Here is a 20,176-nt window from a genome sequence, read left to right as displayed (position 1 = left end):
GGGACGACCATGGGTAAGAAGGTCACTGTCGTCGGGGCCGGCTTCTACGGCTCCACCACCGCACAGCGCCTGGCCGAGTACGACGTCTTCGACACCGTCGTGATCACCGACATCGTGGAGGGCAAGCCGGCGGGTCTCGCGCTCGACCTCAACCAGTCGCGGGCCATCGAGGGCTTCGAGACCAAGGTGGTCGGCGTCACCACCGGCCGCAACGGCGAGGGCTACGAGGCCATCGAGGGCTCCGACGTCGTCGTGATCACCGCTGGTCTGCCGCGCAAGCCGGGCATGAGCCGGATGGACCTGCTGGAGACCAACGCCAAGATCGTGCGGCAGGTCGCCGAGAACGTCGCGAAGTACGCCCCGAACGCCGTCGTCATCGTCGTCTCCAACCCGCTGGACGAGATGACCGCGCTGGCCCAACTCGCCACCCAGTTCCCGAAGAACCGGGTGCTCGGCCAGGCCGGCATGCTGGACACTGCGCGGTTCAGCAACTTCGTCGCCGAGGCACTCAACGTACCGGTGGCGTCGGTCCGCACACTGACCCTGGGCTCGCACGGCGACACCATGGTCCCGGTGCCGTCGAAGAGCACGGTCAACGGCAAGCCGCTGCGCGACGTGATGCCGGCGGAGCAGATCGAGGAACTGGTCGTCAAGACCCGCAACGGCGGTGCCGAGGTGGTCGCGCTGCTCAAGACCGGCTCGGCGTACTACGCCCCGTCCGCGGCGGCGGCCCGGATGGCGAAGGCCGTGGCCGAGGACTCCGGCGAGGTTCTGCCGGTCTGCGCCTGGGTCGACGGCGAGTACGGCATCTCCGGGGTCTACCTGGGTGTCGAGGCCCAGATCGGCGCCGAGGGCGTCAAGCGGGTCGTCGAGACCGACCTGGACGCCGACGAGCGGGCCAGCCTCGTCGAGGCCGCCGAAGCCGTCCGCGCCAAGCAGGGCGACATCTCCAGCATGTGAGCTGACCAACCCACGGGAGGGGCGCACCGGCCAAGGCCGATGCGCCCCTCCCGCCGTTCCCGCCCCGCCGCACCCCACGCCCCGCCCGTTGGTCATGAGGTTGGCGGCACCTGTGGAGATCAGAACCGCCGCCAATCCCATGATCAACATGGCGAGGTGGGCGGGGTGGGGGTGGGGTCTAGAGAGGGGTGAAGGGGGTGCCCAGGTGGGGGGTGGCCAGGGTCGTGGGGCCGGTGGCTGCCAGGGCGCGGAGGAGGGCCACCCGGGAATCGCGGGCAGTCTCCCGGTCGACCTCGTGGGCGTACGCCAGGTCGGGGTCGACGAGTTGCACCATGTGCACCAGCAGGTCGCCGGTGAGCAGCAGGCGCTCGTCGGCCGCCTCGACCAGCACCGACTGGTGGCCGGGGGTGTGCCCGAAGGTGGGCAGCAGGCGTACCCCCGGGGTGAGGGTCGCCTCGCCGTCGATCACCCGGAGCTGGCCGGCGGCGCGCAACGGCGCGACCAGCCCGGCCGGTAGCCCGGGGCTGATGGTCTCCACCGCGTCCAGCTCGGCCTGCTGCACGAGGTAGGCGGCATCGGGGAAGTGGGGGCGGCCCGGGGTGCCGGTGACGGCCCAGCCGATGTGGTCGCTGTGCAGGTGGGTGAGGACGACCGTGTCGACGTCGGCCGGGTCGATGCCAGCCGCGGCCAGCTCATCGGGCAGCCGCCCGGGCACCGGTGCCCAGCTCGCGGCGGGGGAGTCGGCCGGGCCGATGCCGGCGTCGACCAGGGTGACCGGCCCGTCGCCGGCCCGGATGGCGAAGCTGCGGAACGGCAGCCACCACTGCCCGTCCCCGGTGACGCCTGCGGGATCCCGTCGGTCGGCCTCCCGCCACTGCGCCGCCGTGGCGTGCGGAAACGCCTCCGTGCGGGGCTGGAAGAAGGCTCCCTCGCCGTCGGTGAGGGCGGTCACCGTGATAGACCCGAGTGTGCGGCTCAGTGGCATCGGGCGAGGATGCCAGGGAACTACTGTGCCGTGCAGCCCCGTTCTCGCCGGCCGGTCGAGGCCGGCTGGGGGCTGCCGGCCCAATTGCAGTACGCTCGTACTGCTTGAGTACGTGTCCCCCGAGAGGAGCGCCGGCCGATGGCGAAGATCAAGGTAAACAACCCGGTCGTGGAGCTCGACGGCGACGAGATGACCCGGATCATCTGGAAGCAGATCCGGGAGCAGCTGATCCTGCCCTACCTCGACGTCGACCTGCACTACTACGACCTGTCGATCCAGCACCGCGACGAGACCGACGACCAGGTCACCGTTGACGCCGCCAACGCCATCAAGGAGCACGGCGTCGGCGTCAAGTGCGCGACCATCACCCCGGACGAGGCCCGGGTCGAGGAGTTCGGCCTGAAGAAGATGTGGCGGTCGCCCAACGGCACCATCCGCAACATCCTCGGCGGCGTCGTCTTCCGCGAGCCGATCATCATGTCCAACGTGCCGCGGCTGGTTCCCGGCTGGACCAAGCCGATCATCATCGGCCGGCACGCCCACGGTGACCAGTACAAGGCCACCGACTTCGTCGTCCCCGGCCCGGGCACGGTGACCATCACCTACACCCCGGCCGACGGCGGCGCGCCGATGGAGATGGAGGTCGCCAACTTCCCCGGCGGCGGCATCGCCATGGGCATGTACAACTACGACGAGTCGATCCGGGACTTCGCGCGGGCCTCGTTCCGTTACGGCCTGGACCGCAACTACCCGGTCTACCTGTCGACCAAGAACACCATCCTCAAGGCGTACGACGGCCGGTTCAAGGACATCTTCGCCGAGGTCTTCGAGGCGGAGTTCAAGGCCGAGTTCGCCGCCGCCGGCATCACCTACGAGCACCGGCTGATCGACGACATGGTCGCCGCCGCGCTCAAGTGGGAGGGCGGCTACGTCTGGGCCTGCAAGAACTACGACGGTGACGTGCAGTCCGACACCGTCGCGCAGGGCTTCGGCTCGCTGGGTCTTATGACCTCCGTCCTGCTCTCCCCGGACGGCCGCACCGTCGAGGCCGAGGCCGCGCACGGCACGGTCACCCGGCACTACCGGCAGTGGCAGAAGGGCGAGAAGACCTCGACCAACCCGATCGCGTCGATCTACGCCTGGACCCGGGGCCTCGCCCACCGGGGCAAGCTGGACGGCACGCCGGCGGTGACCGAGTTCGCCAACACGCTGGAGCAGGTCATCGTCGACACCGTCGAGGGCGGTCAGATGACCAAGGACCTGTCGCTGCTCATCTCGCGGGACGCCCCGTGGCTGACCACCGACGAGTTCATGAACGCGCTCGACGAGAACCTGGCGCGCAAGCTCGGCGCCTGATCTCACTCGTTCGGAGCCCGTCGGCACTCGCCGGCGGGCTCCGGCGTTTCCGGGTCGCGTCCGCACCGAGGTTTCGCGGCGCGCCGATTGGCGTCACCTGATCCGGCGCGCCTCGTTGACAAAGATGGACGAGATGCCAGTCGCGTCCAGAAGGTCGACCGCGGTCGACCGCGGCACGCGTGCCGATCAGCCAGCCTTCCCGGCTGTGTCGTGCACAGCCAGCCGTCCCTTCCCTGCGGGGGGCCCTGTCCCGGGCCCCCCGCGCCCTGTTTTCCCGCTCTTCTCAGGCGGCACGCAGGAGGTCCGCGGCCCGCTCGGGGGAGATGTCGTTGATGAAGACCCCCATCCCGGACTCGGAGCCCGCCAGGTACTTCAGCTTGTCCTTGGCCCGCCGGATGCTGAACAGCTGAAGGTGCAGGTGGCCCAGCTCGCGGTCGATCCGTACCGGTGCCTGGTGCCACGCCGCGATGTAGGGCATCGGCATGTCGAACAGGCCGTCGAAGCGGCGCAGCAGGTCCAGGTAGAGGGGCCCGAAGGCGTCCCGCTCGCTGTCGCTGAGCGCCGGAATGTCCGGCACCACGCGGTGCGGTGCCACGTGCACCTCGAACGGCCAGCGGGCCGCCGCCGGGACGAACGCCGTCCAGTGCTCGTTCTCGGTGACAACCCGGTCGCCGGTCGCGCGCTCGGCGGCCAGCACGTCGGCGTAGAGGTTGCCCCCGCCGGTCCGCTCGGCGTGCCGGCGTGCCGCGGCCAGCAGCGCACGGGTGCGCGGTGTGACGAAGGGGTACGCGTAGATCTGGCCGTGCGGGTGGTGCAGGGTCACGCCGATCTCGACACCGCGGTTCTCGAAGCAGAACACCTGCTCGACGCCGGGCAGCTCACCCAGCACCTCGGTGCGGTCGGCGAGCGCGTCCAGCACGGTGCGGACCCGACGCGGGGGGAGGCTGGCGAAGGAGGCGTTGTGGTCGGAGGTGAAGCAGACCACCTCGCACCGGCCGAGACCGGGCCGGACCGGCGTGAACGCAGTGATGTTCCCGGGTTCGTCAGCCACCCGGCCGCTGAGGGACGGGAACCGGTTCTCGAAGACCACCACGTCGTAGTCGGGGGCGGGAATCTCGGTCAGCCGGTCACCGACCGACGGGTCGAGTGGGCACTCGTTCGCCGGCGGAAGGAAGATGCGGGTCTGCCGGTGCACGGCGACCGCGACCCACTCGTCGGTCAGCGGGTCGTAGCGCAGTTGGGAAGCGGGGGGCGGCGGCGGCAGGTCCCGGCGGTCCGGCTGGTCGCGGACGGCGTCGTCGCGCTCGTCGAAGTAGATCAGCTCCCGGCCGTCGGCCAGGTCGATCGCGGTGCGCTTCACGGCGCCGTCCCCTCACTCGTCGGCGTGCCCGTCGCGCGGCCCGCCCCTGTTACCTCAACCATGATCAGTTCGCCCACCTGTTCGCCGAGTACCCGTCGTGCCGGCTCAGGCAACCGGTCGTCGCTGACCAGTACGTGTGCCGCGGCCAGCTCGACGATCGAGGAGATGCCCACCGTGCCCCACTTGGTGTGATCGGCGAGCACCACCAGCCGGTCCGCCGCGGCCACGAGCGCCCGGTCGGTCTCCGCCTCCATCAGGTTCGGGGTGGTGAAGCCGGCCCGCTCGGTGATGCCGTGCACGCCCAGGAAGAGCAGATCCAGGTGCAGTGCGCGGACGGCCCCCACCGCGAGCGGGCCGACCAGCGCGTCCGACGGCGTACGCACGCCGCCGGTGAGCACCACGGTCTGGTCCGGCCGACCGCTGGCGTGCAGGATCTCGGCCACCGGCAGCGAGTTGGTCACCACGGTCAGGCCGGGCACGTCCACCAGCCTGCGGGCCAGCTCGGCGGTGGTGGTGCCCGCGGAGAGCGCGACGGCTGCGCCCGGCCGGACGAGTCGCGCCGCCCGGTCCGCGATGGCGGCCTTCTCCGGCAGTTGGCGCACCGACTTGGCGCGGAAGCCCGGCTCGTCGGTGGAGCTCGAGTCGGCTGCCGTGGCGCCGCCGTGCACCTTGGCCAGCAGGCCGCGCTCGTGCAGCGCCTCCAGGTCGCGACGGATGGTCATGTCGGAGACGCCGAACTCGCCTGCCAGCTCGGTCACCCGGACACCGCCGGTCTGCCGGACCCGCTCCAGGATGGCAGCCTGCCGCTGCTGAGCGAGCATGCCGTGCCTCCCCGGGGTCCACGTACTCTCACGCGGTCGAACGTGTTCCAACAAAGATGAACACTAGCGTGTAGTGAGCAGCGGCGGAAGGAACGGGGTACGGCGACGACTTCAGGCGGACGGGGCCTTCAGCTCCACCCAGCCGGTCTCGGTCAGGTGGTCCATGACGGCCTGCACCGCCTCCGGCACGCTCAGGTCGGTGGTGTCCACCAACAGGTCGGCATCGGTCGGCACCTCGTACGGGTCGTCGATGCCGGTCATACCGGTCAGCAGCCCGGCCCGGGCACGGGCGTACAGGCCCTTGCGGTCCCGTTGCTCGCACACGTCCAGTGGAGTGGCGACATGGACCAGCACGAAACCCGCCCCGGCGGCCAGGGCCATCTCGCGCGCCGTGGCGCGGGCCGCCGCGTACGGGGCGATCGGGCAGCAGATGCCCAGGCCGTGATGCCGGGCGATCTCCGCCGCCACCCAGCCGATCCGCCGCACGTTGAGGTCCCGGTCGGCCTTGGTGAAGCCCAGCCCGGCCGAGAGTTCCCGACGCACCACGTCCCCGTCGAGCAGGGTCACCGTCCGGTCGCCGCTCTCCCGGAGCGCGTCGGTCAGCCCTCGGGCGATGGTGGACTTGCCGGAGCCGGAGAGGCCGGTCAGGAAGACCACGAGCCCCCGGTGCCGGCGCGGCGGGCGCACCCGCGCCAACTCCCTCGCCACCGCCGGCGGGGTGTGCCACTCCGGCAGCGGGAAGCCCCGGTCGAGCAGGTCCTCGACCTCCGCCTGGGTCAGCGCGAGACGACGGTTTCGTGGCGGGATGTCCTCCCGCCAGCGCCACTGGCCGTCCCGGTTGTCGTACGCCAGCTCGCGCGGCACCAGCACGCGCAACCCGGCGCCGGAGAGCATCTCCCCGGTGGAGAGCAGATGGGTCACCCCGTACGCGGCGGAGACCCGGGCGCGCAGCAGCGCGTCGCTGATCTCCTCCCGCCGGTGCGACAGCGGCACCGCCACCAGGGTGGCCGGGGGCATCCGGTCCCGGGCGGCGAAGACGCTGCGCACCAGCGCCTCCGGCGGAAGCCCACCGGCACCACCCTCGCCGACCGGGATCATCACCAGCAGGTGCGCGGCCAGGGTGCGGGCGGCGTGGGCGATCTGGGCGAGCTGGGGTCGGTGCAGCGGCCGGTCGGCGATCACCCCGAGCACCCGGCCCGGGGGCAGCAGCGCGCGGACCTCCTCCGGGGTGCGGCGCAGTCGCTGGAACGGGCCGTGGCCACCGTCGCCCAACCGGCGAACCTGGCCGCCCACCCCGGCCACGCCCTCGCGTACCGGCCAGACGTCCGCCACGTCCAGGGCGGCCGCCGGGGCGCCCTCGCCGTCGGTCAGGACCAGCGCCCGGCGGGCCGGGTCACGCGGATCGAAGCCCTGGGCCAGCGCGGCCGGCACCTGGAGGGTCACCGCGACCTGCCACGGCGTGCCGTCGGCCAGCAGGCTGCGCCGGCTGACCGACACCAGGTCGGCGCGGGTCATGAAGCCGGTCAGGGGGGCGTACGCGCCGGTCAGCAGCAGCTCCAGATCCGCGAGCTCACCGGGACGTGGCGTGTACGCCGGTGCGTCCCGGAGCACCTCGTCGGGCAGCACCCAGCCGTTGCTCATCCACGCCCCCAACTCGCTGACCGGCACACAGTTTCGCAGCCGACCGCCGATCGGTCGAGGGTGCCACTCCACGGCCGGGGTTGCCGGATCATTGACGGACCTGGTGACCCCTCCGCCGACGGCAGCCGGTTCCGGGGCCTCCGCTGATCGCGCATCCGAATGAACGGGAAGTGAATGGTGCCACCTTCGGCGGGCGATTCCGGCGGCGGGGTCCGACCATCGGCGCGAACGTCGCCCGGGACCCTAGGGGTTCGCCGCGCCAAGATCAGGGGAGTGCGGGGGGCGCGCCGGTGTCCGGGGTGGGCACCGACTCCCTACGCTGGCAGACGTGACACTGATCGCGACCCAGTCGCTCACCAAGACGTACGGAGGTCGGGTCACCGCGCTGGCCGACCTCACCGTCGCCGTCGAGCCCGGGATCATCGGCCTGGTGGGCGCGAACGGCGCCGGCAAGTCCACCCTGATCAAGATCCTGCTCGGCCTGATCGCCCCCACCACAGGTCAGGTGTCGGTGCTCGGCATCGACCCGACCGCCGACCCGGCGGCGGTCCGCGCCCGCGTCGGCTACATGCCCGAGCACGACTGCCTCCCGCCGGACCTGTCCGCCGCCGAACTGGTCACCCATCTCGGCCGGATGAGCGGCCTGCCCCGGACCGCGGCCCGGGAGCGGGCCTCGGAGGCGTTGCGGCACGTCGGGCTCTACGAGGAGCGCTACCGCCCGGTCGGCGGCTACTCCACCGGCATGAAGCAGCGGGTCAAGCTCGCCCAGGCGTTGGTGCACGACCCCGACCTGCTGCTGCTCGACGAGCCGACCAACGGCCTGGACCCGGCCGGCCGCGACGCCATGCTGGCGCTGGTGCACCGCATCGGCACCGAGTTCGGCATCTCCGTGCTGGTCTGCTCGCACCTGCTGGGCGAGGTCGAACGGATCTGCGACACCCTGATCGCCATCGACGGCGGTCGGCTGCTGCGCGCCGACCACATCTCCGCCATGACCTCGGCCACCGACGTGCTCGCCGTCGAGGTCAGCGAGGGCACCGAGGAGCTGGCGGCCCGGCTCGCCGCGCTCGACCTGCCGGTGGCCCGGGACGGCCGGCTGCTGCTCGTGCCGCTGGCCGACGACAGCACCTACGACCTGATCCTCGGCGCGGTCGCCGAGCTGGACCTGCCGCTGCACCGACTGGACCAGCGCCGGCACCGGGTGGCCGAACTCTTCGCCACGAGGGAGCTCACCCATGCCTGAACCGTCGACCACCGCCGTGCGCCCCGCGCCGAGCGGCGTCATCCACGACATCGGCTACCAGCGTTACCAGGGCGCGAGGCTGGGCCGACGACACGTCTTCGGCGCGCTCTACCTGCACGGGCTGCGCACCACGTTCGGCTTCGGGCGCAGCGTCAAGGCCAAGATCTTTCCCTGGCTGGTCGTCGGGATCGTCACCCTGGTCGCGGTGGCCCTGGCGGCGGTACGCAGCCAGATCGGCGAGCCGGTCGCCACGTACGCCCAGTTCGCCGACGCGATGAGCTGGCTGGTCATCTTCTTCGTCGCGGTGGCCGCGCCCGAGCTGGTCTCCCGGGACCTGCGCAGCGGGGTGCTGCCGCTCTACTTCTCCCGGCCGCTGCCCCGCGCCGACTACGCGTTGGCCAAGCTGCTGGCGCTGGTCACCGCGCTCTGGCTGCTGCTCGGCGGGCCGCAGCTGGTGATGTTCCTGGGCGCCGCGTTCACCACCAAGGACGGCCTGCGCGGGGTCTGGAACGAGCTGCTCGACCTGCTGCCCGGGCTGCTCTACGCCGGGCTGTGGGCGGTGGTCTTCGCCTCGATCGGGCTGCTGGTCGCGTCGCTGACCGGCAAGCGGGCCTTCGCCGCCGGCGGCGTGGTCGCGGTCTTCCTGATGACCACCCCGATCGTGGGCGTGCTGAGCATCCTGCCGTCGCGGACGGCCAACGAGTTGGCCGGACTCGCGTCGCCGTCCACCCTGGTGCAGGGGGTCGGCATCTGGTCGCTGGGCGACCTGCTGGTCGAGGGCGATCCAGGCGAAATGTCGATCGGCGGGTTCGGCCCGGTCTACGCCCTGGCCGCGGTGCTGCTGGTCGCCGGCGCGACCGCCCTCCTGCTGGCCCGCTACCGGAAGGTCGCCTCCTGATGAGCACGCTGAGCCTGACCGGGGTGTCCCGGTGGTACGGCAACGTGGTCGCGGTCAACGACATCAGCATGGCCCTCGGCCCGGGAGTGACCGGGCTGCTCGGCCCCAACGGCGCCGGCAAGACCACGCTGCTGCACATGATGGCCGGCTTCCTCGCCCCGTCGCGGGGCACGGTGACCCTCGACGACGAGCCGACCTGGCGCAACCCCGAGGTCTACCGGCATCTGGGGTTGGTCAGCGAACGCGAGGCGGTACAGGGCTTCCTCAGCGCGTACGAGTTCGTGCTGGCCAGCGCGAAACTGCACCGGCTGGCCGATCCGGCGGCGGCGGCCCGACGCGCCATCGACCTGGTGGAGCTGGAGTCGGCGCAGGACCGCCGGATCGGCACGTACTCCAAGGGCATGCGACAGCGGGCACGGGTGGCCGCCGCGCTGGTGCACGACCCGCAGGTGCTGCTGCTCGACGAGCCGTTCAACGGGATGGACCCGCGCCAGCGGCTGCACATGATGCAACTGCTGCACTCCTTGGGCGACGCCGGCCGGACGATCCTGTTCAGCTCGCACATCCTGGAGGAGGTCGAGCAGGTGTCCGGGACGGTCCAGGTGATGGTGGCCGGCCGGCTGGCCGCCTCCGGTGACTTCCGGACCATCCGCCGGTTGATGACCAACCGCCCGCACGTCTTCGCGGTGCGTTCGACCGACGATCGGGCGTTGGCCGTCGCGCTGATCGCCGAGGCATCGGTGAGCGGCGTCGAGTTGGACCGCACCGGCCTGACCGTGCGCGCCGGCGACTACGGCGCCTTCACCCGGGCGCTGCCCCGGATCGCGCTGGACCGGGGCATCCGGGTGCGCCAGTTGGTGCCGTCCGACGAATCCCTGGAGAGCGTCTTCTCCTACCTGGTGGAGGCTTGAGGTGAGTGCGAGGAGTAGACGAGCGCAGCGAGTGAGCCCCGCAGTCACGAACGAAGGGAGCTGAGCCATGTCGACCGTTACCTGGATCACCGCGCGCGGGCTGTTCGGCCGGCGCCGGTTCCTGCTGCTACTCCCGCTGCCGCTGGTGCTGCTCGGGCTGGCGGTGCTCTGCCGCTCACTGGGGGTGGACCCGGGCCAGTGGGGGCCGCCGGTGCTGGTCGGCCTCGGGCTGGCCGTGGTGCTGCCGGTGGTGGCGCTGATCATCGGCACCGGCGTGCTGGGCGCCGAGATCGACGACGGCACCGTGGTGCACATCCTGACCAAGCCGCTGCCGCGCTGGCAGATCGTGCTGCCCAAACTCGCGGTGGCCGCCGGGGTCACCGCGGCCACCGTCGCGGTCCCGCTCTACGTCGCGGGCGTGCTGGCCTCTTCGGTACGCCTCGGTCTGGCGCTGGCCGTCGCGGCGACGCTCGGTGCGCTGGCCTACTCGGCGCTGTTCCTCGCGCTCAGCCTGGTCACCCGGCGGCCGGTGCTGCTCGGCCTGGTCTACGTGCTGATCTGGGAGGGGCTGCTGGGCAACTTCGTCAGCGGCACCAAGGTGCTCTCCATCCAGCAGTACGTGATCGCCCTCGCCGACCGGATCGCCCCCACCGGTCTGCTGGAGACCAGCGTGTCGGTGCCGGTGGCCTCGGTGATGACCGCGTTGGTCAGCGTCGGCTTCACCGTGCTCGCCATCGACCGCCTGCGCTCGTTCAGCGTGGCCGGCGAGACGAGCTGAGGTCGGTGCCAGCCGCTGTTCCGGCCAGCCACCGCCGCCCGGTAGGGCTGGCCGGATGGACCGGCGGGGGCGCCACCGGCCAGGCTGGTGGGCGTGAGCGTCGAAGCGGAGCGGACGTCGTTGGCTGAGCCGTACTCCCGAAGCAGCCGGCCGTGGTTGACCAGCCTGGCGGTCGCCGGGCTGGCCTGCGCCACGGTCGCGACGGCCGCACAGGGCAGCGGGCGGTTCCACTGGTGGGCCGGGTTCATCCTGATCCCCGGCGCCCTGATCGCGGCCAGTGGTGGGCCGTTGCTGGCCCGCGGCGGTGGGCGGGCCTTCGCCGGGTTCGTCCTCGCCTGCGTCGGCACGCTGGTGTTCGCGGTGGGCGCGCTGCTGATGTTCAGCGTGATGAGCCTGGGTTGGCCGGTGCTGGTGGTGCTGCCCTGCCTGGCGGTCGCCGGCACCTACGGCTGGCGGGCGGCCCACCCGCTGGCCCGTGGCCTGCATCGGGCGGTGGCCCTGCTCGCGCTGACCGGCGCGCTGCTCGGTCTGACCCTGCAACTGATCCGGGTGAACCTGATCGACCTGGAGACCGGGTGGTGGGGGGCGTTCCTGATGCTGGCCGGGGCCATCGTGTTGGGCAACGCGGGCGAGCTGACCCGGCACCGGATGCCGTACCGCCTCCAGGCGATCACCCTGCTGGTAGGGCCCGCCGTGGTCGCGTTCCTGCTCGGGCTGCGCTTTCTGCGCGGCTGGTGACCGCCCCCACCCGCCGCCACCCTTCTCACGCGGGCGGCGGCGGGCGTGACTCGTTCAGAAGGCGCAGGCGATGACGAGCTCCGGCGTGCGGTCGGGGAGCAGGTCGAGCTGGCCGATCCGGCCGGCCGCCCGCAGGTCGTCGGCGACCAGGGTGAGCTGTTGCAGCAGCGCCGCCGGGCCGAGTGCCTCGGCCAACGGCACGTCCGCCTTCATCGACAGCTTCCGCTCCGACTTGGCTCGCCGCACCTGGCTCAGCGCGTCGCCGGCCAGCCGGAGCAGCGCCGGTTCGCCTGTTCCCTCGATCGTCCGCGCCACCTCGTAGGTCGTGGGCCACGGTGACCGGTGCACCGAGCCGTACCGCCACCAGGACCAGACCTCCTCCGTGGCGTACGGCAGCACCGGGGCGAACAGTCGCAACTGCACCGACAGCGCCGAGGCCAGTGCCGCCCGCGCCGAGTCGGCCCCCGCGCCGGTGCCGTAGGCGCGCTCCTTGACCAGCTCGATGTAGTCGTCGCAGAACCGCCAGAAGAACGCCTCGGTGGCCTGCAGCGCCGCCGTGTGGTCGTACGAGTCGAAGGCGGTGGCCGCCGCGCTGACGACGGTGGCCAGCTCGGCGAGCATGGCCCGGTCCAGGGGAGCGGTCGCCGGGGTACGCAGAGCGTCGGCCGCGCCCAGCCCGAGCACGAACTTCGACGCGTTGAGCAGCTTGGTGGCCAGCCGTCGACCGACCTTGATCTGCGCCGGGTCGAAGGCCAGGTCCATGCCGGGCTTGCCGCTGGCCGCCCAGTACCGCACCGCGTCCGAGCCGTGCTGCTCCAGCAGCGCCAGCGGGGTGACCACGTTTCCCTTGGACTTCGCCATCTTCTTGTGGTCCGGGTCGAGGATCCAGCCGGAGAGCACGGTGTCCCGCCAGGGCAGCACGTCGTGCTCGAAGTGCGAACGGACCACGCTGTCGAAGAGCCAGGTCCGGATGATCTCCTGCCCCTGCGGGCGGAGGTCCATCGGAAAGACCCGGGCGAACAGGTCCGGGTCGGTCTCCCAGCCGCCGACGATCTGCGGGGTCAGCGACGAGGTGGCCCAGGTGTCCAGCACGTCCGGGTCGCCGACGAAGCCGCCCGGCCGGCCGCGCTGCGACTCGTCGTAGCCGGGCGCCGGATCGCTGGATGGGTCGACCGGCAGCGCGGACTCGTCCGGCGTGAGAGGGTGGGACCAGTCCGGCTCGCCAGCGTTGTCGAGCCGGTACCACACCGGCACCGGCACCCCGAAGAAGCGCTGTCGACTGACCAGCCAGTCGCCGGTCAGGCCGCCCACCCAGTTGTCGTAACGGTGCTTCATGTGCGCCGGCACCCAGTGCAGCTGGCCGCCCCGGGCCAGCAGCGTCGCCCGCAGCGCGTCGTCCCGGCCGCCGTTGCGCAGGTACCACTGCCGGGTCGACACGATCTCCAGTGGCCGGTCGCCGCGCTCGTAGAACTTGACCGGATGGGTGATCGGGCGTGGCTCGTCGATGAGGTCACCCGCGCCGGCCAGCCTGCCCACGATCTCGCGGCGCGCGGCGTTCACGCTCTGCCCGGCCAGTGCCGCGTACGGCTGTGCCGGCACCCCGGCCGGCGGCTCGGGCAGCAGCCGGCCGTCCCGGCCGATCACGACCCGGGTGTCCAGTCGCAGCTCCCGCCACCAGGTCACGTCGGCCAGGTCGCCGAACGTGCAGACCATCGCGATGCCGGTGCCCTTCGCCGGGTCGGCGAGCGGATGGGCGTGCACCGGCACCTCGACGGCGAACAGCGGGCTGCGCACCGTGCCACCCACCAGGTCGGCGTACCGCTCGTCGTCGGGGTGACAGACCAGTGCCACGCAGGCCGGCAGCAGCTCCGGCCGGGTGGTGTCGATGAGCACCTCGCGCCCGTCGGGCCCGGTGAACCGCAGCCGGTGGTAGGCGCCGGGGCGCTCCCGGTCCTCCAACTCCGCCTGGGCGACCGCGGTGGCGAAACCCACGTCCCAGAGCGTCGGCGCCTCCGACTGGTACGCCTCGCCGCGGAGCAGGTTGCGCACGAACGCCCGCTGGCTGGTCGCCCGGGCGACCCGGCCGATAGTCGTGTATGTCAGGGACCAGTCGACGGACAGCCCGAGTCGCCGCCAGAGCGCCTCGAAGATCTGCTCGTCGGCGACCGTCAACCGCTCGCACAGCTCGATGAAGTTGCGCCGCGAGATCGGGGTGGGGTCGCGGCGTGCCGCGTCGTCGACCGGCGTCGCCGGTGGCCGCCACACCGGGTCGTACGGCAACGCCGGGTCGCAGCGCACCCCGTACACGTTCTGCACCCGGCGTTCGGTGGGCAGGCCGTTGTCGTCCCAGCCCATCGGGTAGAAGACGGCCTTGCCACGCATCCGCTGGTACCGGGCCGTGGTGTCGGTGTGCGTGTACGAGAAGACATGTCCCATGTGCAGCTCGCCCGATACGGTCGGCGGCGGGGTGTCGATGGCGTACACGTCCGCCCGCTGCTTGGAACGGTCGAACGCGTACGTGCCCTCCTCCTGCCAGCGGCGCGCCCAGGTCTCCTCGAGCCCGTCCACACTCGGACGCTCGGGGACGCCGGTGCGGGCCGTCCTCGCCGTATCGGTCATCCTGCGATCGTAGGCATCGCGCGGGTGCCGGGCCACGCAGTTGACCGCGACACCGGGCCTAGATCAGCGACTCCCGCCACTGACGGTGCAGCGCGGCGTACCGGCCGCCGGCCTCGGCCAGCACGGCGGGTGGCCCGTCCTCGACGATGCGCCCGTCGTCGAGGACGAGCACCCGGTCGGCCGTCTCCACGGTGGAAAGTCGGTGTGCGATGACCAGGGCGGTCCGGTCCCGCAGGATGGTGCCGAGTGCCCGCTGCACCAGCCGCTCGGTCGGCACGTCCAGCGAGGACGTCGCCTCGTCCAGGATCAGCACGGTCGGGTCGGCGAGGAACGCGCGGGCGAACGCGACAAGTTGCCGCTGCCCGGCGGAGAGCCGACCGCCGCGCCGGTGCACCTGGGTGGCGTACCCCTCGGGCAGTGCGGCGATGAACTCGTGGGCGCCGATGGCCCGGGCCGCGGCCTGCACTGCGGCGTCGTCGGCGCCGGGCCGGCCGAACCGGATGTTCTCCGCCACGGTGCCGCTGAACAGGTGGTTCTCCTGAGTGACCAGCACCACCGCTCGGCGCAGGTCGGCGTTGCCGACCTCACGCAGGTCGATGCCGTCCAGCCGGACGGCACCGCTGTCCGGGTCGTGGAACCGGGCGACCAGCTTGGCGACTGTCGACTTGCCCGCGCCGGTCGGCCCGATCAGGGCGACGGTCTGCCCGGCGGGCACGGTCAGCTCCAGCCCGGCGAGGATCGGGGTGTCGGCGCGATAGCCGAAGGAGACCGCCCCGAACACCACCTCACCGAGGCCGGCACCTCTCGGCAGTGGCACCGGCCGGGCCGGCTCGGCGACCGCGGGCCTCTCGTCCAGCACGCCGGCCAGCTTCTCCAGCGCCGCCGTGGCCGACTGGAGTGAGTTGTAGAACTGGCTGAGCTCCTGCATCGGCTCGAAGAACCGACGCAGGTAGAGCAGGAACGCGGCGAGCACCCCGATCTCGGTGCGCCCGCCGAGGACGCGCCAGCCGCCGTAGCAGAGCACCACCGCCACCGTGACGTTGCCGATCAGCTTGATCGCCGGGGAGTACGTGGCGATCAGCCGGAACGCGTGCAGGCTGGCCCGCCGGTAGTCGTCGCCGAGCGCCTCGAAGATCCGCTGGTTGCGGGGTTCCCGGCGGAACGCCTGCACGGCCCGGATGCCCCGCATCGACTCGACGAAGTGCACGATGACCAGCGCGACGGCCTCCCGGGTCTGCCGGTACGCGTCGGCCGACGAGCGGGCGAACCAGCGGGAGAGCCAGTACAGGAACGGAAACGCGAGCAGCGTCACGGTGGCCAGTGGCAGGTCCAGCCAGAGCAGGATGGCCGCCACCGACAGGATCGACAGCGCGGCCAGCACCAGACTGTCGATCCCGCCGTCGACCAACTCGGCGATCGAGTCCAGGTCACTGGTGAGCCGGGAGACCATCCGGCCGGACGTGTAGCGCTCGTGGAAGCCCACCGACAGTCGCAGGAAGTGCCCGAACACCCGCTGCCGTAGGTCCAGCAGGACGGCCTGGCCGATCCGGGCGGAGAGGGCGAGGAACGCGCGGCGGGCGACGTACTCGGTCGCGGCCGCGATGGCGAACGCCCCGGCGACGGCGACCAGCGGCGTGGCGTTCCCGGCCCGCAACGGTGCGATGGCGTGGTCGATGCCGACCATGACCAGGTACGGGCCGGCCATCGCGGCCGCGTTCTGGGCGAGCAGCAGGCCGACCGCGGCGGTGAGTCGACTCCGGTGTGGGTGGAGCAGGTCGGCCAGCAGGGTCCGGCTGAGCCGGCGCAACCGGGCCACCGCCTCGGGGGTGGTCTCCTCGGCCCGGCTGCGGTCGGCCTCCGGGTCGGTGGCCGTTCCGCGCCACCGGGTGAGTTCCGGTTCCTCTCCCGGCGGTGGCTCGGTCTCCTCCCGCGTGGTCACGACCGCACCAGCCCCCATCCGTCCGAGGTCGACGACGCGGGGGTGGCCGACCCCGCCGGTGCTCTGGCGGCCGGCGGCTCGGCGGCGAGCAGTGCCCGGTACGCCGGCACCGTCGCCAACAGCTCGGAGTGCCGGCCGATCGCGACGATCCGCCCGCCGTCGAGCAGGGCGACCCGGTCGGCCAGTGCGATGGTCGACGGCCGGTGCACCACCAGCAGCGCCGTACTGCCGCTGAGCACCCGCCGCAGCGCGGCCTCGACCAGCGCCTCGGTGTGCACGTCGAGGGCGGACAGTGGGTCGTCCAGCACCAGCAGCGCCGGCCGGCCGAGCACCGCCCGCGCCAGCGCGAGCCGCTGGCGCTGCCCGCCGGAGAGCGACAACCCCTGCTCGCCCACTCGGGTCGCCAGACCCCACGGCAGGTCGTACGCGAAGTCGGCCTGGGCGAGAGCGAGAGCCGCCCGGACCTCGTCGTCGCCCGCGTCCGGGCGCCCCAGGGTCAGGTTTTCCCGGACCGACATGGAGAAGAGCGTGGGCTCCTCGAACGCCGCCCCGACCAGTCGGCGCAGCGAGTCCAGTCGAAGGTCGCGAAGGTCGTGCCCGTCCAGGGTGATCCGGCCGCCGGTCACCTCGTGCAGCCGGGGCACCAGGGACAGCAGCGTGCTCTTGCCGCAGCCGGTGGCACCGACCAGGGCCAGCGTCTCGCCCGGCTCGACGGTCAGGTCGATCTCGCGCAGCACCGTCTCGGTGCTGCCCGGGTACCGGAACTCGACCCGTTCGAAGCGCAGCCGGCCGCGGACCGCGTCGCGGGGTATGGCGAGCGCCCCCGGTCTGTCCACGATCTGGGGCGGAGTGTCCAGCACCTCCTGGACCCGGTCGGCGGCGGTGGCCGCCTCCTGACCGTTGGCGATGATCCAGCCGAGCGTCTGCACCGGCCAGATGAGCATCAACTGGAGGCTGACGAACGCGACCACCTCACCGATGGTGAGCACGCCCCTCGCGGCGGCGGCCGCCCCGGCGACCAGCACCACGCCGAGGGTGAGGTTGGGCACCAGGTCGAGCAGTGCCGCGGTGTTGGCCAGCAGCCGGCCCTTACGCACTCCGGTGTCGTGCAGCCTGCGGGCCCCGCCGGCGAAGCGTGCGACCAGTTCGGGCTCGCGGCCGAACGCCTTCATGGTGCGCAGGCCCTGCGCGGTCTCCTCGACCAGGGTGGCCACGTCGCCCTGCTGGTCCTGCATCCGCCGGGACGCGCTGTGGTAGTGCCGCGCGAAGCGCCGGCTGATCAGCAGTAGCGGCACCGTGCTGGCCGCCACCAGCAGCCCGAGCGTCAGGTGCAGGCGGATCAGCAGCACCACCACCACGAGGTAGGTGGCGAGGTTGAGCACCAGGAAGAACACGCCGAAGGAGAGGAACCGGCGGATCACCGACAGGTCGCTGGTGATCCGGGACAGCAGCTGACCGGACTGCCAGCGGTCGTGGAAGCTGGTCGGCAGCCGCTGCAGGTGGGCGTAGACGTCGGCGCGCAACGCCGCCTCCATGCCGACCGAGGAGGAGGACTGCACCCACCGACGGATGAAGATCAACACTGCCTCGGCCACACCGAGCAGCAGCGCGAGGCCACCGAGCTGGAGCAGCCCGGCGGGCTCGTGCCGGGCCACCGGCCCGTCCACCACGCGCTGCACCACCAGCGGTACGGCGATCCCGGCCGCCGTGCCGGCGAACCCCGCGACCATCAGCCAGGCGAACTCCGTCGCGTACGGGCGCAGGTAGCGGCGCAGCCGCCAGAGGTTGTGCACGGGGTGGGGGCCCGCGGCGACCCGGGCGGCCGGGTTGCCGACGCTGTCCGCAGGCACTACCCGACGGTAGCGTCAATAGCTGTCGATGCCGGTGTCAGCTTGTTGTCAACCGTCGCTCATGACCGAGAAGCCACTTCTTCACGTCCAGCCCCCAGCGGTAGCCGCCGAGGCTGCCGTCGGTACGCAGCACCCGGTGGCAGGGCACGAACAGCGCCGCCGCGTTGCGGGCGCAGGCTGCCGCGGCGGCCCGCACCGCCGGTGGTCGGCCGGCCAGTGCCGCATACCCGGTGTAGGTGACCGGGATGCCCGGTGGGACCTCGCGCAGCACCTGCCAGGCGTGCGCCAGGAACTCGCCGCCGGTGCGCTGCCGCACCGGAACCGTGTCGATGACGGCGAGGTCACCGTCCAGGTAGGACCGCACGGCCGCACTGACCGGGCCGAGGTCGGCGCGCTGCCGCAGCGACGCCCGCAGGGTCGGGTGGACCAGGGGCAGCAGCGCCGCCGGGTCGGGGGTGAAGCCGGCCGCCAGGACCTCGCCGTCGGTGTCGGCGAGGATGCTCAGCGGGCCGGTCGGGGTGTTCAGTACGGTGCTGTCGATGCTCATGCGGCTCTCCAGAGTCTGATCGTGGCGTAGGACCGCCAGGGGCGCCAGCGGTCGGCGTACGCGTCGAGGGCCTTCGGGTCGTCGGGCAGACCGAGCGCGGCCGCGCCGCGCCGGACCGCCAGGTCGGTGGGGAGCAGGACGTCCGGGTCGCCGAACGCGCGCATCGCCAGGTAGCCGGCCGTCCACGGACCGATACCGGGCAGCGCCGACAACCGCGCGAGCGTCTCCTGCCGATCCCCGCCCGCCGCCAGGTCCAGCGCCCCATCGGCCACCGACCGAGCCAACGCCCGCACGGTCTCCCGCCGCCCGACCGGCATCCCGAACGCCGAATCCGGCAATTCGAGCAGGTCCTCCGGGCTCAAGAACCCTTCCAGTCTCCCCGGCGCTCCCGGCCCCCCTTCGCTTAGTTGATCATGAAGTTGTTGTGGCGACACGCCGGTGCCGTTGACGACAACTTCATGATCAACCTGGTCTTCGGTTGGGGTGGCCCGCAGCAGGCGGGTCAGGGTTGTGCGGGCCGATGTGACCGAGATCTGTTGGCCGACGATGGCGCGGACGGCCATCTCGAAGCCGTCCACCGCCCGGGGGACCCGGATGCCCGGTTCGGCGGCGATCGTGGGGGCCAACGCCGGGTCGGCGGCGAGTGTCGCGTCGACCGCGGTCGGGTCCGCGTCCAGGTCGAGCAGCCGCCGGCAGCGGGCCACCGCCGGCGACAGGTCGCGCAGGTCGGCCAGCCGCAGCGTCGCCGCCACATGCCCGTCCGCCGGGGTCAGCGCCACCTGGCCGGCACCGTGCGGCAACCGCAGACCCCGGTGGTACGTCCCGTCGCGGACCTCCTCCACGCCGGGCAGCGCCCGCACCGAGAGGAAGTCCAGCAGCGCCCGGGTGTGCAGTGGCGGGCGGTACGCCAGGCGGAGCGTGATGGTCCCCGCCCCGGACGGTGCCCGGTGTCGGCCACGGGCCGTGCGTAGCTCGGACGGGGCGATCCCGTACACCTCGCGGACCGTGTCGTTGAACTGCCGCACGCTGCCGAAGCCGGCGGCGAACGCGATCTCGGCCATCCCCAGGCCGGTCGTCTCGATCAGGATCCGGGCGGTCTGTGCCCGCTGGGCCCGGGCCAACGCGAGCGGTCCGGCCCCCATCTCGGCGCGCAGCATCCGGTGCAGGTGTCGCTCGGTGTAGCCGAGCCGGGCGGCCAGCCCGGGAACGCCGTCCCGGTCGACCACCCCGTCGGCGATCAGCCGCATCGCCCGGCCGACCACGTCGGCGCGGACGTCCCACTGCGGGGAGCCGGGCGCGGCGTCCGGCCGGCAGCGGCGGCAGGCGCGCAGCCCGGCACCCTGAGCCGCGGCGGCGGACGGAAAGAACCGCACGTTCTGCCGCTTGGGAGTGGTCGCCGGGCAGGACGGCCGACAGTAGATCCCGGTGGACGTCACGCCGGTGTAGAACCAGCCGTCGAACCGCTGGTCACGGCTGTCCACAGCCCGGTAGCACCGCTCGAAGTCCATCTCCACGTCACCGATGATGCCT

General features: G+C 72.3%; 16 protein-coding genes. 7 read left to right on the top strand and 9 right to left on the bottom strand.

Features of this window, described 5'->3' with window-relative positions:
- The first annotated feature begins 9 nt into the window (after nucleotides 1-9).
- Nucleotides 10-960, top strand: a complete 951-nt coding sequence (locus tag ACLJN9_RS14935; RefSeq protein ID WP_410811900.1) for a malate dehydrogenase — start codon at nucleotides 10-12, stop codon at nucleotides 958-960.
- A gap of 178 nt (nucleotides 961-1,138) precedes the next feature.
- Here ACLJN9_RS14935 and ACLJN9_RS14930 read toward each other — a convergent pair whose 3' ends face one another.
- Entirely contained in the window at nucleotides 1,139-1,912 is a 774-nt protein-coding gene (locus ACLJN9_RS14930; protein ID WP_410811899.1) for an MBL fold metallo-hydrolase, read from the bottom strand.
- A gap of 171 nt (nucleotides 1,913-2,083) precedes the next feature.
- On the opposite strand from ACLJN9_RS14930, the gene ACLJN9_RS14925 reads away from it, so the two are divergent.
- Nucleotides 2,084-3,301 (top strand): NADP-dependent isocitrate dehydrogenase, encoded by a 1,218-nt coding sequence (locus tag ACLJN9_RS14925; RefSeq protein ID WP_410811898.1) that lies wholly within the window; start codon nucleotides 2,084-2,086, stop codon nucleotides 3,299-3,301.
- 283 nt (nucleotides 3,302-3,584) lie between these two features.
- Here ACLJN9_RS14925 and galT read toward each other — a convergent pair whose 3' ends face one another.
- From galT to cysC, 3 genes are all read right to left on the bottom strand, one after another.
- Nucleotides 3,585-4,661, bottom strand: coding sequence for a galactose-1-phosphate uridylyltransferase (gene galT / locus ACLJN9_RS14920; RefSeq protein WP_410811897.1), 1,077 nt, complete (start codon nucleotides 4,659-4,661; stop codon nucleotides 3,585-3,587).
- A complete protein-coding gene (locus ACLJN9_RS14915; RefSeq protein WP_410811896.1) occupies nucleotides 4,658-5,482 on the bottom strand; it encodes a DeoR/GlpR family DNA-binding transcription regulator in 825 nt (274 codons plus the stop codon). Before ACLJN9_RS14915 ends, galT begins: the two co-directional genes overlap by 4 nt.
- 111 nt (nucleotides 5,483-5,593) lie before the next feature.
- On the bottom strand, nucleotides 5,594-7,123 hold the full coding sequence (gene cysC / locus ACLJN9_RS14910) for an adenylyl-sulfate kinase (RefSeq protein WP_410811895.1): 1,530 nt from the start codon (nucleotides 7,121-7,123) through the stop codon (nucleotides 5,594-5,596).
- Between the two features lie 328 nt (nucleotides 7,124-7,451).
- Here cysC and ACLJN9_RS14905 point away from each other — a divergent pair, with 328 nt between their 5' ends.
- The 5 genes from ACLJN9_RS14905 (at nucleotide 7,452) to ACLJN9_RS14885 (ending at nucleotide 11,691) form a co-directional block, all read left to right on the top strand.
- Nucleotides 7,452-8,366: an ABC transporter ATP-binding protein gene (locus tag ACLJN9_RS14905; RefSeq protein ID WP_410811894.1), complete on the top strand. Its 915-nt coding sequence runs from the start codon at nucleotides 7,452-7,454 to the stop codon at nucleotides 8,364-8,366.
- Nucleotides 8,359-9,264 (top strand): ABC transporter permease, encoded by a 906-nt coding sequence (locus tag ACLJN9_RS14900; protein WP_410811893.1) that lies wholly within the window; start codon nucleotides 8,359-8,361, stop codon nucleotides 9,262-9,264. The genes ACLJN9_RS14905 and ACLJN9_RS14900 overlap by 8 nt, the downstream gene beginning before the upstream one ends.
- The gene (locus ACLJN9_RS14895; RefSeq protein ID WP_410811892.1) at nucleotides 9,264-10,175 is read left to right on the top strand and encodes an ABC transporter ATP-binding protein; all 912 of its coding nucleotides are present in this window, start codon (nucleotides 9,264-9,266) and stop codon (nucleotides 10,173-10,175) included. The genes ACLJN9_RS14900 and ACLJN9_RS14895 overlap by 1 nt, the downstream gene beginning before the upstream one ends.
- 67 nt (nucleotides 10,176-10,242) lie before the next feature.
- Complete coding sequence (locus ACLJN9_RS14890; RefSeq protein WP_410811891.1) at nucleotides 10,243-10,953, top strand: ABC transporter permease; 711 nt, start codon at nucleotides 10,243-10,245, stop codon at nucleotides 10,951-10,953.
- Nucleotides 10,954-11,046: 93 nt separating this feature from the next.
- The gene (locus tag ACLJN9_RS14885) at nucleotides 11,047-11,691 is read left to right on the top strand and encodes a hypothetical protein (RefSeq protein WP_410811890.1); all 645 of its coding nucleotides are present in this window, start codon (nucleotides 11,047-11,049) and stop codon (nucleotides 11,689-11,691) included.
- Nucleotides 11,692-11,745: 54 nt separating this feature from the next.
- Here ACLJN9_RS14885 and valS read toward each other — a convergent pair whose 3' ends face one another.
- From valS to ACLJN9_RS14860, 5 genes are read right to left on the bottom strand one after another with little or no spacing between them, the layout of a single operon-like run.
- Nucleotides 11,746-14,310, bottom strand: a complete 2,565-nt coding sequence (gene valS, locus ACLJN9_RS14880) for a valine--tRNA ligase (protein ID WP_410811889.1) — start codon at nucleotides 14,308-14,310, stop codon at nucleotides 11,746-11,748.
- Nucleotides 14,311-14,368: 58 nt separating this feature from the next.
- Nucleotides 14,369-16,249 (bottom strand): ABC transporter ATP-binding protein, encoded by a 1,881-nt coding sequence (locus ACLJN9_RS14875; RefSeq protein WP_410811888.1) that lies wholly within the window; start codon nucleotides 16,247-16,249, stop codon nucleotides 14,369-14,371.
- Nucleotides 16,246-18,099, bottom strand: coding sequence for an ABC transporter ATP-binding protein (locus tag ACLJN9_RS14870; protein ID WP_410811887.1), 1,854 nt, complete (start codon nucleotides 18,097-18,099; stop codon nucleotides 16,246-16,248). The genes ACLJN9_RS14875 and ACLJN9_RS14870 overlap by 4 nt, the downstream gene beginning before the upstream one ends.
- A gap of 37 nt (nucleotides 18,100-18,136) precedes the next feature.
- Nucleotides 18,137-18,646, bottom strand: a complete 510-nt coding sequence (locus ACLJN9_RS14865; protein ID WP_410811886.1) for a methylated-DNA--[protein]-cysteine S-methyltransferase — start codon at nucleotides 18,644-18,646, stop codon at nucleotides 18,137-18,139.
- Nucleotides 18,643-20,160 carry a DNA-3-methyladenine glycosylase 2 family protein gene (locus tag ACLJN9_RS14860; RefSeq protein WP_410811885.1) on the bottom strand — a complete coding sequence of 506 codons (1,518 nt, stop codon included), beginning with the start codon at nucleotides 20,158-20,160 and terminating at the stop codon, nucleotides 18,643-18,645. Before ACLJN9_RS14860 ends, ACLJN9_RS14865 begins: the two co-directional genes overlap by 4 nt.
- Between the last annotated feature and the right edge of the window lie 16 nt (nucleotides 20,161-20,176).

This window comes from Micromonospora sp. 067-2 (genome assembly GCF_046549295.1).
Classification (GTDB): domain Bacteria; phylum Actinomycetota; class Actinomycetes; order Mycobacteriales; family Micromonosporaceae; genus Micromonospora.
This window is presented reverse-complemented; position numbering and strand designations above follow the sequence as displayed.